Annotated in this window: 15 protein-coding genes; 6 read left to right on the top strand and 9 right to left on the bottom strand. The window is 65.4% G+C overall.

The genetic code is table 11. The annotated features are described in order from the left end of the window. The 5 genes from KIT86_RS21165 to KIT86_RS21145 all read left to right on the top strand — a co-directional run. On the top strand, positions 1 to 665 hold a 665-nt coding region (locus KIT86_RS21165), incomplete at its 5' end, for a sigma 54-interacting transcriptional regulator (RefSeq protein WP_297402068.1). Then, on the top strand, positions 643 to 1,269 hold the full coding sequence (gene ampD, locus KIT86_RS21160) for a 1,6-anhydro-N-acetylmuramyl-L-alanine amidase AmpD (RefSeq protein WP_297402066.1): 627 nt from the start codon (positions 643 to 645) through the stop codon (positions 1,267 to 1,269). The genes KIT86_RS21165 and ampD, both read left to right, overlap by 23 nt. A gap of 413 nt (positions 1,270 to 1,682) precedes the next feature. Further along, positions 1,683 to 4,604: a ribonucleoside-diphosphate reductase subunit alpha gene (locus KIT86_RS21155; RefSeq protein ID WP_297402064.1), complete on the top strand. Its 2,922-nt coding sequence runs from the start codon at positions 1,683 to 1,685 to the stop codon at positions 4,602 to 4,604. Positions 4,605 to 4,745: 141 nt separating this feature from the next. Next, on the top strand, positions 4,746 to 5,927 hold the full coding sequence (locus KIT86_RS21150) for a ribonucleotide-diphosphate reductase subunit beta (RefSeq protein ID WP_297402062.1): 1,182 nt from the start codon (positions 4,746 to 4,748) through the stop codon (positions 5,925 to 5,927). 227 nt (positions 5,928 to 6,154) lie between these two features. After that, the gene (locus tag KIT86_RS21145) at positions 6,155 to 6,667 is read left to right on the top strand and encodes a histone H1-like DNA-binding protein (protein WP_297402070.1); all 513 of its coding nucleotides are present in this window, start codon (positions 6,155 to 6,157) and stop codon (positions 6,665 to 6,667) included. 67 nt (positions 6,668 to 6,734) lie between these two features. Here the strand turns inward: KIT86_RS21145 and KIT86_RS21140 are convergent, their stop codons facing one another. From KIT86_RS21140 to KIT86_RS21110, 7 genes are all read right to left on the bottom strand, one after another. Beyond that, on the bottom strand, positions 6,735 to 7,619 hold the full coding sequence (locus KIT86_RS21140) for a carbohydrate kinase family protein (protein WP_297402060.1): 885 nt from the start codon (positions 7,617 to 7,619) through the stop codon (positions 6,735 to 6,737). A gap of 15 nt (positions 7,620 to 7,634) precedes the next feature. Continuing rightward, entirely contained in the window at positions 7,635 to 8,780 is a 1,146-nt protein-coding gene (locus tag KIT86_RS21135; protein WP_297402058.1) for a DUF3426 domain-containing protein, read from the bottom strand. Between the two features lie 31 nt (positions 8,781 to 8,811). Next, positions 8,812 to 9,741, bottom strand: coding sequence for a 50S ribosomal protein L11 methyltransferase (gene prmA, locus KIT86_RS21130; RefSeq protein WP_297402056.1), 930 nt, complete (start codon positions 9,739 to 9,741; stop codon positions 8,812 to 8,814). After that, on the bottom strand, positions 9,731 to 11,080 hold the full coding sequence (accC, locus tag KIT86_RS21125) for an acetyl-CoA carboxylase biotin carboxylase subunit (RefSeq protein ID WP_291119323.1): 1,350 nt from the start codon (positions 11,078 to 11,080) through the stop codon (positions 9,731 to 9,733). Before accC ends, prmA begins: the two co-directional genes overlap by 11 nt. 16 nt (positions 11,081 to 11,096) lie before the next feature. Continuing rightward, complete coding sequence (gene accB, locus KIT86_RS21120) at positions 11,097 to 11,561, bottom strand: acetyl-CoA carboxylase biotin carboxyl carrier protein (RefSeq protein ID WP_297402053.1); 465 nt, start codon at positions 11,559 to 11,561, stop codon at positions 11,097 to 11,099. Positions 11,562 to 11,790: 229 nt separating this feature from the next. Further along, entirely contained in the window at positions 11,791 to 12,318 is a 528-nt protein-coding gene (locus KIT86_RS21115) for a TlpA disulfide reductase family protein (RefSeq protein ID WP_297402050.1), read from the bottom strand. After that, positions 12,315 to 12,923, bottom strand: coding sequence for a hypothetical protein (locus tag KIT86_RS21110; RefSeq protein ID WP_297402049.1), 609 nt, complete (start codon positions 12,921 to 12,923; stop codon positions 12,315 to 12,317). Before KIT86_RS21110 ends, KIT86_RS21115 begins: the two co-directional genes overlap by 4 nt. A gap of 91 nt (positions 12,924 to 13,014) precedes the next feature. Between KIT86_RS21110 and mpl the strand changes: the two genes are divergently transcribed. Beyond that, entirely contained in the window at positions 13,015 to 14,400 is a 1,386-nt protein-coding gene (gene mpl, locus KIT86_RS21105; RefSeq protein ID WP_297402046.1) for a UDP-N-acetylmuramate:L-alanyl-gamma-D-glutamyl-meso-diaminopimelate ligase, read from the top strand. 3 nt (positions 14,401 to 14,403) lie between these two features. Here the strand turns inward: mpl and KIT86_RS21100 are convergent, their stop codons facing one another. Together KIT86_RS21100 and KIT86_RS21095 are read right to left on the bottom strand one after the other, a co-directional pair. Continuing rightward, on the bottom strand, positions 14,404 to 14,724 hold the full coding sequence (locus KIT86_RS21100; protein WP_297402044.1) for a hypothetical protein: 321 nt from the start codon (positions 14,722 to 14,724) through the stop codon (positions 14,404 to 14,406). An 82-nt stretch (positions 14,725 to 14,806) separates the two neighbouring features. Beyond that, on the bottom strand, positions 14,807 to 15,432 hold a 626-nt coding region (locus KIT86_RS21095), incomplete at its 5' end, for a 3-deoxy-7-phosphoheptulonate synthase (RefSeq protein WP_297402042.1).

Genomic DNA, 15,432 nt, shown 5'->3' with positions numbered 1-15,432 from the left:
TCCAGGAGCGCCGCGTGCGCGCGCTTGGCGGCGTGCAGGAAGAGGCCGTCGACGTTCGGCTGGTCAGCGCCACCCACCGCGACCTCAACGCCCTGGTGCAGTCGGGCCAGTTCCGCCAGGACCTGTTCTACCGCCTCAACGTCATCGGCCTGCGATCGCCCGCGCTGCGGGAACGGCGCGAAGACCTGCCCTTGCTGATCGAGGCCCTGCTGGCGCGGCTGTGCGCCGAATCCGGGCAAAGCGTGCCCCAGGTGTCACCGCGCGCGCTGGCCTGGTTGCAATCGCGCGAACTGCCGGGCAACGTGCGCGAACTCGAGAACCTGCTGCAGCGCGCCCTGGCCCTGAGCAGCGGCGATGTGCTCGAACCGGAGGACTTCGGCGAGACCGACCCCATCCCGCACGCTGCCCATCGGCCCGGCCAGCTCGCGCCCGCCGATGCGCCCGGTGCGTCCCCGACGCGACCGCCCGAAGAAATTCCCGCCGACCTGCAGAGCTACCTGGACGAACAGGAACGGCAGGTCCTGCTCAAGGCGCTGCGCGAATGCGACTTCAACCGCACCGCAGCCGCGGCCCGCCTGGGCCTGAACCTGCGCCAGATGCGCTACCGCATCCAGCGGCTGGGCATCGCCATGCCGTCGGACGATGACGACGCCACCACGACCTGATCCCGCCGGGCACGACGACCCCTGGCAAGGCGGCTGGTTGCGCACGGCGCGCCACTGCCCTTCGCCCAACTTCGGCCCGCGCCCCGACGGTGCCGAGGTCGACCTGATCGTCATCCATTCGATCAGCCTGCCCCCCGGGGTGTACGGCGGCCCGGAGGTGGAACAGCTCTTCACCAACCAGCTGGACTGGAGCGCCCACCCCTACTTCGAGCAGATCCGCGGCATGGAGGTGTCGTCGCACTTCTTCGTGCGCCGCGACGGCGAGGTGGTGCAGTTCGTCGATGCCGACGAGCGCGCGTGGCACGCCGGCGCCTCGTGCTGGCGCGGGCGCCAGCAATGCAACGACGATTCCATCGGCATTGAACTCGAGGGCCTGGAGGGCGAACATTTCGAGGCCGCCCAGTACGCCGCGCTCGCGCAGCTGTGCACCCAACTGGTGCGGCGTTATCCGGTGCGGCACGTGGCGGGCCATGAGCACATCGCACCGGGGCGCAAGCAGGACCCGGGACCCGGTTTCGACTGGCCTCGCCTGCGGGCCGACCTGCAATGGCCCGAGGCGTGTTTCCCGCAAGACACACTTGTCCGCAGGGTCACTGGCAACTGAGTCCCGCGCCCCGCAGCTCGCATCGATCCCGGCGGCTTGCAACGGCGCGGCCAGCGAGGACAAATCGCGCCAAAGCGCGCGCCGGCACTGGCCTTTTGCCCTCGTGTTCAAGGACGGGGCCCACTCGACAGCGATTTTTTGTCTAACGAAAAATGCCCGCCGCAGATCGATCCGAATTTTCTCGAAAACACTACCCGTAGTGGCTTGAACGGGACATGCACACCAGATATAGTGTTGCCTTGTGAGTCCCGAACCCTACCCCGCCCAGTATGGCCGTCGCCTGAACCCAGTGCTTCAGGCGGCCGCGACCATCACCTGCGGCCTGCGTTGACACCGGCACCCAAGCCATCAACCTGCCATCGGACACCGCGCCCCCGATGCAGTTCACCCTACAACAAATGAAAGAGGAACCCATGCTGACCGCTTCCCCCATCACAACCCCGTCCCCCGCCACACTGAAGCCCTCCGCCGGTACCCCCGCCGCGGCTTCGCTGGCTGCGAGCAGCTCGGTTTTCGCCAACTACCAGATCATCCGTCGCAACGGCGCCGTGGTGCCCTTCGAGCCCAGCAAGATCGCCGTCGCCATGATGAAAGCCTTCCTGGCCGTGCATGGCACCCAGGGCGCCGCATCGGCCAGCGTGCGCGAGACGGTGGACGAGCTGACCCAGAATGTCGCCCGCGCCCTGATGCGCTCGCGCCCGGGTGGCGGCACCTTCCACATTGAAGACGTGCAGGACCAGGTCGAGCTCGGCCTGATGCGCAGCGGTCACCACGAAGTCGCCCGCGCCTACGTGCTCTACCGCGAACGCCGCACGCAGGAACGCGCGCACCTGGCCGAAGTGGCGCACCCGGCTGAGCCGGTGCTCCACGTGATCGACGGCGGCGAGCGCGTGCCGCTGGACCTGCCGCGTCTGCAAGGCCTGATCGCCGCCGCCTGCAGCGGCCTGGGCAAGGACGTCAAGGCCGACCCCATCGTCGCCGAGACCAAGCGCAACCTGTACGACGGCGTGCCCATGGAAGAGGTCTACAAGGCTTCCATCCTGGCCGCACGCACGCTGATTGAAAAAGATCCCGACTACACCTACGCGACCGCCCGCCTGCTGTTGCACACCATCGTCAAGGAAGTGATGGGCGAGGAAGTGCCCGCCGCCGAGATGGGCGCGCGCTACGCCGACTACTTCCCCCAGTTCATCAAGAAGGGCGTGGACAACGACCTGCTCGACGAAAAGCTGCTGCAGTTCGACCTGGCCCGCCTGGGCGCTGCGCTCAAGCCCGAGCGCGACCTGCAGTTCGACTACCTGGGCCTGCAGACGCTGTACGACCGCTACTTCCTGCACGTTCGCAAGACGCGCATCGAGCTGCCTCAGTCCTTCTTCATGCGCGTGGCCATGGGCCTGTCGCTCAACGAGATCGACCGCGAAGCCCGAGCCATCGAGTTCTACGAAGTGCTGTCCTCGTTCGACTTCATGTCGTCCACGCCCACGTTGTTCAACAGCGGCACGCTGCGCTCGCAGCTCTCCAGCTGCTACCTGACCACGGTGCCCGACGACCTCGACGGCATCTACGAGTCGATCAAGGAAAACGCGCTGCTCTCCAAGTTCGCGGGCGGCCTTGGCAATGACTGGACGCGCGTGCGCGCCCTGGGCTCCCACATCAAGGGCACCAACGGCGAATCGCAAGGCGTCGTGCCCTTCCTCAAGGTGGTCAACGACACTGCCGTGGCCGTCAACCAGGGCGGCAAGCGCAAGGGCGCGGTCTGCACCTACCTGGAAACCTGGCACCTGGACATCGAGGAATTCCTCGAGCTGCGCAAGAACACCGGCGACGACCGCCGCCGCACGCACGACATGAACACCGCGAACTGGATTCCCGACCTGTTCATGAAGCGCGTGATGGAAAAGGGCGAGTGGAGCCTGTTCTCGCCCAACAGCGTGCCCGACCTGCACGACCTCTTCGGCGCCGACTTCGAAAAGGCCTACCTGGCCTACGAAGAAAAAGCCGCTCGCGGCGAGATCAAGCCGTACCGCAAGGTGCCCGCCAGCGACCTGTGGCGCAAGATGCTCTCGATGCTGTTCGAGACCGGCCACCCCTGGATCACGTTCAAGGACGCCTGCAACGTGCGCAGCCCGCAGCAGCACGCAGGCGTGGTCCACAGCTCCAACCTGTGCACCGAAATCACGCTCAACACCAGCGACACCGAAACGGCGGTGTGCAACCTGGGCTCGGTCAACCTGCTCAACCACGTCAAGCGCGGTGACGACGGCGCCAAGGTGCTGGACCATGACAAGCTGCAGGCGACCATCAAGACCGCCATGCGGATGCTCGACAACGTGATCGACATCAACTACTACGCGGTGAAGAAGGCGCGCGACTCGAACATGCGCCACCGCCCGGTGGGCCTGGGTGTCATGGGCTTCCAGGACGCGCTGTACGAACTGCGCATTCCCTACGCCTCCAACGAGGCCGTGGACTTCGCCGACCGTTCGATGGAAGCCGTCTGCTACTACGCTTACTGGGCCTCGACCGAACTCGCCCGCGAGCGCGGCCGCTACGCAAGCTACCGCGGCTCGCTGTGGGACAAGGGCATCCTGCCCCCCGACACCCTGGACCTGCTGGCGCGCGAGCGCGGCGGCTATGTCGACGTGGACCGCTCCAGCACCCTGGACTGGGATGCCTTGCGCAAGAAGATCGCGGCCGACGGCATGCGCAACTCCAACTGCGTGGCCATCGCACCGACTGCGACCATCTCCAACATCATCGGCGTGGACGCTTCCATCGAGCCCTGCTTCGGCAACCTCTCGGTCAAGTCCAACCTGTCGGGCGAGTTCACCGTCATCAACAGCTACCTGGTGAAAGACCTCAAGCGCCTGGGCCTGTGGGACGACGTCATGGTCATGGACCTCAAGCACTTCGATGGCTCGCTGCGCCCGATCGACCGTGTGCCGCAAGACGTGAAGGCGCTGTACGCCACCGCCTTTGAAGTCGAACCGCTGTGGCTGGTGGAAGCCGCCGCTCGCCGCCAGAAGTGGATCGACCAGGCGCAGAGCCTGAACATCTACATGGCCGGTGCCTCGGGCAAGAAGCTCGACGACACCTACAAGCTCGCCTGGCTGCGCGGCCTCAAGACCACCTACTACCTGCGCACGACCTCGGCCACGCAGATCGAGAAATCCACCGGCCGCACCGGTCAGCTCAACGCCGTCTCCGTCGGCAATACCAGTGCTGCCGCGGCATCCGCTCCAGCGGCGGCACCTGCGGACATCACCGACGTGGAATCCGCCACCGACATCAAGTTCTGCGCAATCGACGACCCGGGTTGCGAAGCGTGCCAGTGATTTCGACCGTCATGTGCACACGTGTTGCGGTGTCCATCGAATGCAATTCGATGCAACACCGCAACACAAAATGTGCGCATCTCGCCTGATCACTTTGCATTTCATGCGCACACTTTCATAATCCGAACATTGGAAACCTCTATGTTGACCTGGGACGATCACATCACGCCCTCATCGAAGCCAGCGAACAGCCCACTGCCCACCGGCACGTCGGGCCTGCAAGCCTCACTGTCCTCACCGTCCGGTGAGCGCGCGCCTCTCCCCTCCGCTTCGATCAACACCGCCGCAGCGCCCACCGCTCCTGCGCGCCGCGTCAATGCGGCCGACAAGCGCATCATCAACGGCCAGACCGACGTCAACCAGCTGGTGCCGTTCAAGTACAAGTGGGCCTGGGAGAAGTACCTCGCCACCTGCGCCAACCACTGGATGCCGCAGGAAGTGAACATGAGCCGCGACATCGCGCTCTGGAAAGACCCCAACGGCCTGACCGAAGACGAGCGCCGCATCGTCAAGCGCAACCTCGGCTTCTTCGTCACCGCCGACTCGCTCGCTGCGAACAACATCGTGCTGGGCACCTACCGGCACATCACCGCACCCGAATGCCGCCAGTTCCTGCTGCGCCAGGCGTTCGAGGAAGCGATCCATACCCACGCCTACCAGTACATCGTGGAGTCGCTCGGCCTCGACGAGTCCGAGATCTTCAACGCCTACAACGAAGTTCAGTCGATCCGCGACAAGGACCAGTTCCTGATCCCCTTCATCGAGGCGATCATGGATCCGAACTTCCACACGGGCACGCCCGAGACCGACCAGCGCCTGCTCAAGAGCCTGATCGTGTTCGCCTGCCTCATGGAAGGCCTGTTCTTCTACGTCGGCTTCACCCAGATCCTGGCGCTGGGCCGCCAGAACAAGATGACCGGGGCTGCCGAGCAGTACCAGTACATCCTGCGCGACGAGTCCATGCACTGCAACTTCGGCATCGATCTGATCAACGCGATCAAGATGGAGAACCCGATGCTGTGGACCGCCGAGTTCAAGGAAGAAATCAAGGGACTGTTCCTCAAGGCCGTCGAACTCGAGTACCGCTACGCCGAGGACACCATGCCTCGCGGCGTGCTGGGCATGAACGCGTCGATGTTCAAGGGCTATCTGCGCTACATTGCCAACCGCCGTGCCACGCAGATCGGCCTCGAACCCCTGTTCCCCAACGAAGAGAACCCGTTCCCCTGGATGAGCGAGATGATCGACCTCAAGAAGGAACGCAATTTCTTTGAAACGCGTGTGATCGAGTACCAAACCGGCGGGGCACTGTCCTGGGATTGATGCCCATTGCAGCCGGAGCCGCATTGCCCATACCGACCAACAACATGATTTCCGTTCAACCAAAACCCTGTCACCGTCGCGCAGACGCCGGAGACGGGGTTTTGTCACAGGATTCAAAACCTTGGGGCCAGCCGTGGATGCATCCACACGGCTCCAGGGCGTTGAATCACTTCACCGGCAACAAGGCTGGCTGAAGTGCTCTTTGCAACTTGATCAAGGAGAAAACAATGGCAACTGCAAAAAAAGCCCCGGCCAAAAAGGCCGCACCGGCTAAGAAGGCTCCGGCCAAGAAACCCGCTGCGAAGAAGGCAGCTCCGGCGAAGAAGGCTCCGGCCAAGAAGGTCGCGGCCAAGAAGCCCGCCGTGAAGAAGGTTGCGGCCAAGAAGGCAGCACCGGCGAAGAAGGTTGCTGCGAAGAAGGCAGCACCGGCGAAGAAGGTCGCGGCCAAGAAGGTCGTCGCCAAGAAGGCAGCACCGGCGAAGAAGGCCGCTGCCAAGAAAGCGCCGGCGAAGAAGGTTGTCGCCAAGAAAGCTGCTCCCAAAAAGGTTGCAGCCAAGAAAGCGCCGGCCAAAAAAGCCGCTGTGAAGAAGGCCCCCGCGAAGAAGGCCCCTGCGAAAAAGGCAGCCCCAGCAAAAAAAGCTGAGCCGGCCAAGAAGCCGGCGGCCCCTGCTGCTCCTGCGGCGCAGACGAAGCTCAACCCTCAGGCTGCGTGGCCGTTCCCCACGTCCAGCAAGCCCTGAGACTCTCGTTGAGTTGACCTGCAAGCCCGGCGCGAAAGCGCCGGGCTTTTTTCATGCCGGTCGCGACTCAGAGCGTGTAGTTCTGGCCGCCGCGGCTCGCGATCTTCACCGCGCCCATGCGATTGCCCAACTCGGCACAGCGTTGCAGCGACCACCCCTGCTCGAGGCCATGCAACAGGGCCGCGCGGAACGCATCGCCGCAACCCGTGGGGTCGACCACCGTGGCCGCCGGCATGCCCGCGACACGAACCTTGGCCGCGCTGCCGTCCCAGACGTCACAGCCTTCGGCGCCCAGCGTCACAATGAGGCCTTGCACCTTCGCGGCAATCGCGTCGAGCGTGAGGCCGGTGCGGTCGCACAGCATCTGGGCCTCGTAGTCGTTGAGCGTGACCCAGCTGGCCAGCTCGATGAACTGCCGCAGTTCCTCGCCATTGAACATGGGCAGGCCCTGCCCCGGATCGAACACGAATGGCACACCGGCGTCATGCAGCTGGCGCGCGTGCGTGAGCATCGCCTCGCGGCCATCGGGCGAAATGATGGCGACCTTGAGGTCGTCGCGCCGGGGCACCGGGTTGTCGTGCGCCGAGGACATCGCACCCGGGTGAAACGCGGTGATCTGGTTGTTGTCGCGGTCGGTCATGATCATGGCCTGTGCGGTGTAGCTCTCGGCGGAGGACGACACATGGCGCGTGTCCACGCCCAGCCCGCGCAGGCGATCAAGGTACTCGCCCCCATCGTTGCCCAGCATGGCCAGCGGTACCACCTCGGCACCCAGCTGGCGAAGACCATAAGCGATATTGCCGGCACAGCCGCCGTATTCGCGGCGCAGGCCCGGCACCAGGAACGATACATTGAGAATGTGCAGCTGGCTTGGAAGGATCTGCTCGGCAAAGCGGCCCTCGAAGGTCATGATGGTGTCGAAGGCGAGCGAGCCGCAAACCAGGATGGACATAAAGAAATTTCCAGATCAGGGATAAAAAACCAGGGCGCGATAACCCGCCATGGGCGTGGAGTCACCCAGGGCGAGTGACAGTCGAAAACTCACATTGACCGAGCCGTTGGCGGGCAACAGCGCCGGGGTGTCAGGCCATTCCTCGGGCAGGAACACGCGGCGCGAAATCACCTGGTCGCTGATGTCGGTCAGGCTCAACTCCAGCGCGGGCACGGCCAGTGCCACGGAGGCGGTGTTCTTGAGCACAAGGTCGAAGGCGTAGAAATTGCCAAGCCGGCGCACCAGCGACGTGCTGTCGATGACGATCGCATCGATGCGGCGCACGGGCGCCACCACACAATCCAGGGGTTCGCACGCCCGCTGCAACCACGGCTTGAGGCCCGGCTGCCACGCAGCGAGTCGATCGCGCTCCTGCAGCGCCCACTGCCCGGCCAGCAGCAGCACCAGCATCAAGGCCAGCAGCGAGAGCACGACCCGCACGCCACGGGATTGCCAGAAGGCCTGGCGCTGGGCCTGCCTCACGAAACCGGGCACCGGTTCCGGCGCGTCCAGGTCGTCGCGGCGTGCGACACCCGGGTCGCCCAGGTCGGCCGGCACAGGGGCTGCGGGCATGGCAGCGATGTCGGGTGCGACCGCCTCTTGTTCGGCTACCGCCACGGCATCGGTGTTGTCGACTTCGGCTTTCAAGCGCCCCAGGCCGGCGGCAAAGCGCTCCAACTCGGCGTGAAAATCCGACTCCTGATCATCGGACCCGGCCTGCGCGGACGGGGCCTCGATGGCCGCAGGCGGCAGCGACTCGACAGAACGCGCCAGGGCCAAGTCGCTTGCGTCCGCGGCAGCCGCCCTGGCCGGTATGGCGTCGGAGGGCTCGGGCTCGTCCACCGCTTGCGGCGGCCGTTGAAACTGGGCCTCCAGTTCCGCTTCGAGTTCTGCGTCGAAAGTCTGTGCAGAAAGGGGCTCCGGTTCGGGTGCGGGCGCCGCCGCCGCGAGATCGCCGGGCGCGCCCTCCTGGGCCGGTGGGACCCAGGGCTGCAAGTAGAGCGTGGCGTCGAACACATCGGCGCAATGGCCACAGCGCACCCAACCCTCGGAGATCTTCAGCTGGTCGGCAACGACCTTGAACATCGTTCCGCACGAGGGGCAACGGGTGGTGAAACTCATGCGCCGATTATCGCGGGCGCGGCGAAGCGTCTCAGGCCTTGACGGCGGTCATGAGGATCCACCCATCCTCTTCGTCGCTGACCTGCAACGTCACCCAAGGGGCATACGCGTCGATCAATTCGCCGGCCTGGCGCGCCAGAATGCCCGCGAGCACCAGTTGGCCGCCCGCGCGCACATGCGAACACAGCAGCGGTGCGAGCACCTTCAACGGCGTGGCCAGGATGTTGGCCAGCACCAGATCGTGCTCGCCGCGCGCCAGGTCCGGCAAACCCGCCGACAGCACCGCGTGATTGGCCTCGGCATTGAGCCGGGTGGACTCGACCGCCGCCGGGTCGATATCCACCGCAATGATCTCGCGCGCACCGAACTTGGCTGCGCCGATGGCGAGAATGCCAGAGCCACATCCGTAGTCGAGCACGCGCGGTCCCACGGGACTGTGCTGCGCGGTCCAGCGCAGGCACATGCGGGTCGTCGGATGGGTACCCGTGCCGAAGGCCAGGCCGGGGTCGAGGCGAATGACCTGCTGAGCGGCGGCCGGCGGCTCGTGCCAGGTGGGAACGATCCAGAAACTGGGCGTGATCTCGACCGGTTCGAATTGCGACTGCGTCAACCTCACCCAATCCTGATCGGGCACCGCACGCACACCTTGCACTGCACAGCCTGCAAAAAAATCCTGCAGGGCCAGCAACTGAGCGGCCTCGCGGGCCGCAGCGTCGGTGGGGAACAGCGCCACCACGCGCGAACGCTGCCAGCCCTCCTTGGGCGGGGGCATGCCGGGCTCGCCGAACAGGGCCGATTCGGCGTCGGTCATCGCGTCGGCGTCTTCGACCGACACGCTGAGCGCGTCCAGGGCGACCAGGGCGTCGCCCACGTCATCCACCGCCGCCTCGGGCACCAGCAGCACCAGCTCAAAAAGAGACCCAGCCGGCGGCTGGGTCAGCTCGAAGGCTTCAGCGCTCACGTTGGGACAGCCACTCTTCCAGGTAGTGGATGTTGGTGCCGCCAGTCACGAAGTTCGCGTCGACCATCAGCTCGCGGTGCAGCGGGATGTTGGTGTTGATGCCTTCGATCACGGTTTCGGCCAGCGCCGTGCGCATGCGGGCCAGGGCCTGCTCCCGCGTGTCGCCATGGACGATGATCTTGCCGATCATGGAGTCGTAATTCGGCGGCACGAAGTAGTTGGTGTAGACGTGAGAGTCCACGCGCACACCCGGACCACCCGGCGCATGCCAGGTCGTGATTCGACCAGGCGACGGGGTGAACTTGTAGGCGTCTTCGGCGTTGATGCGGCATTCGATGGCATGCCCGCGCAACTCGATCTGGCGCTGCGTGAACGGCAGTTTCTCGCCCGCGGCCACCGCGATCTGGGTCCGCACGATGTCCACACCCGAAATCCACTCGGTCACCGGGTGTTCGACCTGCACGCGGGTGTTCATTTCAATGAAATAGAACTCTCCGTTCTCGAACAGGAACTCGAAGGTGCCGGCACCCCGGTAGCCGATCTTCTTGCAGGCCGCAGCGCAACGCTCGCCGATCTTTTCGATCAGGCGGCGCGGAATGCCCGGCGCGGGAGCTTCCTCGATCACCTTCTGGTGGCGGCGCTGCATGGAACAGTCGCGCTCGCCCAGGTAAACCGCGTTGCGGTGCTGGTCGGCCAGGATCTGGATCTCGATGTGACGCGGGTTCTGGAGAAACTTCTCCATGTAGACCTCGGGATTGCCGAAGGCCGCACCGGCTTCCGCCTTGGTCGTCTGCACCGCGTGCAACAGGGCTGCTTCCGTGTGCACCACGCGCATGCCGCGCCCACCACCGCCACCGGCGGCCTTGATGATCACGGGGTAGCCCACGGCCTTGGCGGTGCGCTTGATCACGACGGGGTCATCCGGCAAGGCGCCTTCGGAACCCGGCACGCAGGGCACACCCGCGCGGATCATGGCCTGCTTGGCCGACACCTTGTCACCCATCGTGCGGATGGATTCCGGCGTCGGTCCGATGAAGGTGAAGCCGCTTTTCTCGACGCGCTCGGCGAAATCGGCGTTTTCCGACAGGAAGCCGTAGCCCGGGTGAATCGCTTCGGCATCGGTCACTTCAGCGGCCGAGATGATGGCCGGCATGTTGAGGTAACTCTGGGCGCTCGGCGCCGGGCCGATGCAGACCGCCTCGTCGGCCAGACGCACGTACTTGGCGTCGCGGTCGGCTTCGGAATACACCATCACTGCCTTGATGCCCATTTCCCGGCAGGCGCGCTGAATGCGCAGCGCGATCTCTCCCCGGTTGGCAATCAGGATTTTTTTGAACATGGGCTCGGGGCCTTCTTTATTCGATCACGTACATGGGCTGCCCGTACTCCACCGCCTGGCCGTTCTCCACCAGGATCTGGGTCACGGTGCCGGACTTGTCGGCCTCGATCTCGTTGAGGATCTTCATGGCTTCGACGATACAGATCGTCTCGCCTTCCTTGATGGTGTCGCCGATCTCGACGAAGGGTTTCGCACCGGGGCTGGACGCACGGTAGAAGGTGCCCACCATCGGCGACTTCACGGTGTGCCCCGTGGGGGCGGCGGGAGCGGCGGCCGCGGGTGCAGCCGGCGTCACTTCGACGGCGGGCACCACGGGTGGAGACACCGGTGCAGGGGCCATGCTGTAGGTCACGGGCGCCGCTGCCACGACAGGCGCGCTCTTGACGATGCGCACCTTGCCTTCAGCCTCGGTGATTTCCAGCTCGGACACGTTCGACTCGGACACGAGGTCGATCAGTGTCTTCAGTTTTCTCAAATCCATGATTTCTCCAACGAAGTTCGGTCAAGTTGATCTAAAAGCACTCAATTTCAACGAAATGAGCGCCGACCAACCCGCCGGGGTGCCGCAGTGTACACGAATGGACCGGCTTCCCAACCTCGCCCGCTGGAGGGTTTTCAACCCGGGGCAAGGGATGGCTCATGGAGCCATTTTTGCGAAAACGACGAATTTACCTCTTTTTCTCGCCGAGTTCGGGTGGATTGACGAAAGGTCAGACCAACTGGGCCCACTGCGCCAGATCGGCCTCGGACACTTTGCCGAGCTTGCGGTGCAGCAATGACCCGTCGGCCCCGAACACCACACTGAAAGGCAAGGCACCCGTGGCATTGCCCAGGCTGCGGCTGAGCTCAGTACCGGCGAAGCCCGCCATGCCCACCGGAAAGTTCAGCTGCAGCTTCTGCAGGAAGCTGCGCACCGCGCTGGGCTGATCCACCGCCAGGCCCAGCACCTGCCAACCCTTGGCAGCCTGGGCGGTGTGGAACTGGTTCAGCATGGGCAACTCCTCCACGCACGGTGGACACCAGGTGGCCCAGAAATTGACCAGCAAAGGCCTGCCACGCAAGTCGCTCATGCGCACGGCTTCGCCATTCGGTCCCTCGAACGATCCGGCCCAGAAGGCCGCCTCGGCTTCGCCCATCACCGGCTGGAGCTGGAAGCGCCGTGTGGCCAGCAAGGCGCCTGCACCACCGGCCACCACCGCAACGCCCGCCATCCAGAGGGTTCTTCGCTGCAGGCTCATGCCGCCACCTCCCCTGCCAGCATCCGGCGCAGGGCTTGCGCGTCCCCCCTGGGCTTGCGGCCCTGGGCGTCGGGCTTGAGTGCCCCGCGCTGGTCGTCCAGATCGTGCACCATCAGATGCAGCAGCACCCACTGGCCCAGGGCCTCGCTGCGCACGCGCAACGTCAACGCTTCCACGGGCTCCCCGCGCCAGCCGTTGACCGAGCCAGGGTGGTAATCGACCCGGTGATCGAGCAGGGTCCATTCGGGCGCCTTGGGGTCTTCGCAAAACAATTGAAGATAGATGTCGCTGTGCCGGGTGGCCGTGCCGTGCCAGACCGCCCCGCCCAAATGGGGACGAAAGGCCTGCAGGCGGTCCATCCAGAGCAAGGCCAGTTCGCGCAGCGCGCGCAACTCCACAGCCTGGGTGTCGGGGCAAAACACGGCGATGTCTTCGCGCACCGCGGCGTCCAGCGCCGCGTTGTCGGGCAAAGGTGTGCGCGCTGGCAGGCCAAGCTGCTTGACCGCTCGGCGTTTGGCGGCGGCATATTCCAGGCCTTCCTCAACCACCAGTCGGGCGGCCACGGCGGCGATTTCGTGGGAAGTGTCGTCTCGGCTGGCGTCCATGGAGACGGATTGTGCCCGCTGTGGGCCGCATCCAGGACGCCTGCGGCCCATACCCGCAAACCCGGTGGGTTCGCCCCCCTAGAATCCCGGGATGCATATTCATATTCTGGGCATCTGCGGCACGTTCATGGGCGGCCTGGCTGCCCTGGCCCGCGAAGCCGGCCACCGCGTGACCGGCTGTGACGCTGGCGTCTATCCCCCCATGAGCGACCAGTTGAGGGCGCTGGGCATCGACCTGATCGAGGGCTTCGGTGCCGAGCAACTGGGTCTCAAACCGGACGTGTTCGTGGTCGGCAACGTGGTCAGCCGTGCCCGTACGCCAGATGGCACACCCAAGTTCCCGCTGATGGAAGCCATCATGGACAGCGGCGCTGCCTACACCAGCGGGCCCCAGTGGCTGGCCGAACACGTGCTGCAGGGCCGCCATGTGCTGGCCGTCGCGGGCACGCACGGCAAGACCACCACGACCGGCATGCTGACCTGGATCCTGGAGGCCAATGGCCTGCAACCCGGTTTCCTGATCGGTGGTGTGCCGATGAACTTTGGTGTGTCGGCCCGCCTGGGCCACGGCAAGACCTTCACCATCGAAGCCGACGAATACGACACCGCGTTCTTCGACAAGCGCAGCAAGTTCGTGCACTACCGGCCCCGCACCGCGATCCTGAACAACCTGGAGTTCGACCACGCCGACATCTTCGATGACCTTGCCGCGATCGAACGCCAGTTCCACCACCTGATCCGCACCGTGCCGGGCAACGGCCGTGTCGTGGTCAATGGTTTGGAGGAAAGCCTGGAGCGCGTGCTCCACAAAGGCCTCTGGAGCGAACTGCGCAGCTTCGGTGCGGCAGTGAGCGATTTCACCGCCCAGGGCGAGCCCCACGCCTTCGACGTTTGGCACCAAGGCCAGCAAGTCGGCCGCGTGGAGTGGGCACTTACGGGCGTGCACAACCAGCTCAACGGTCTGGCGGCCATTGCGGCGGCCGAGCACGTGGGGGTGGCCCCGGCGGACGCCGCGCGCGCCTTGAGCAGTTTCGAGAACGTGCGCCGCCGCATGGAGGTGCGGGGCACGGTGCAGCGCTCGGGCGGCGTGATCACGGTCTACGACGACTTCGCGCACCACCCCACCGCCATCCGGACCACCCTGGACGGCCTGCAGCGCAAGTTGGGCCAGCCGCGCGGCCGCATCCTGGCGGTGTTCGAGCCGCGCAGCAACACCATGAAGCTGGGCACGATGAAATCCCAGTTGCCCTGGAGCCTGGAGGCGGCGGACCTTGCGTTCTGCCACGCGGGCGGGCTGGACTGGGACGCGGCCGAGGCCCTGGCGCCCATGGGAGCACGGGCGAAGGTGGGCCACAACATCGACGAACTCGTGGCCCAGGTGACGGCGGCCGCACAGCCCGGCGACCACATCGTCTGCATGAGCAACGGCGGCTTCGGCGGCGTGCACGACCGCCTGCTCAAGGCCCTGGCGGCCTGAGTTTCAGTACGTCAGCAGGTGCTTGGGCACGTCGATCGACACCACCGGCTTGGCCAGCGCCGCACTCGCGGCCCGGGCAAAGGCCAGCGCCCAAGGGCGGTGGCCCACGTCCCGGAAGTGGCCTTCCCCAGCGGCCTCGGCCACGCACAGGATCTTGTCAGCCGTCAGCACCTTGCCGGTGGGCCGGATCGGATCGCAGCCCAGGGTTGTGAACTGTTCGTCGAGCCAGGCGCGTGCCTGATCGTGCGGCATGGGCTGCACCTCTTCGAGGTCGAACGGGTAAGAGGCGGTCTCGCCCCAGCTCACGGTGACTTGGCTGCGCATATCGGGTTCTCCTGATCGGTGATTCACCCGATTGTGGACCGCGCGCCGCACGCGATCCACCCCGTGAAAGCCCGTGGCGGCTTCAGGGCCGCTCGCGGCGGGCGGTCTGCACCGCAGCCGACAGAACCTCGAGCGCCTGCAGCGAATCGCCCCAGCCCAGGCAGGCATCGGTGATGCTCTGGCCATACTTCAGGGCGCCCACCTCGTCCTTGCCCGGGGTGAACTTTTGCGCGCCCGCCTCGATGTGGCTTTCGATCATCACGCCGAAGACGCTGCGCGAGCCGGCGACGATCTGTGCCGCGATGTCACGTGCCACCTCGAGCTGCTTCTCGTGCTGCTTGCTGCTGTTGGCGTGGCTGCAGTCCACCATCAGGCGTGGCGGCAGCTTGGCGGCTTCGAGCTCCTTCACCGACGCCGCCACGCTGGCCGCGTCGTAGTTGGGTGCCTTGCCCCCGCGCAGGATGACGTGGCAGTCCTTGTTGCCATTGGTCTGCACGATGGCCACCTGGCCGTTCTTGTGCACGGACAGGAAGTGGTGACCGCGCGAGGCGGCCTGGATGGCGTCGGTGGCAATCTTGATGTTGCCATCGGTGCCGTTCTTGAACCCGATCGGTGCCGACAGGCCCGAAGCCAGCTCGCGGTGCACCTGGCTCTCGGTGGTGCGCGCACCGATCGCTCCCCAGGCGAGCGGGTCGGCGATGTACTGCG

Origin of the sequence: Hydrogenophaga sp. (assembly GCF_026125825.1) — a bacterium.
Lineage (GTDB): Bacteria > Pseudomonadota > Gammaproteobacteria > Burkholderiales > Burkholderiaceae_C > Hydrogenophaga.
Note: the sequence above shows the minus strand (reverse complement) of the source record. Positions and strands in the feature narration are given on the sequence as shown.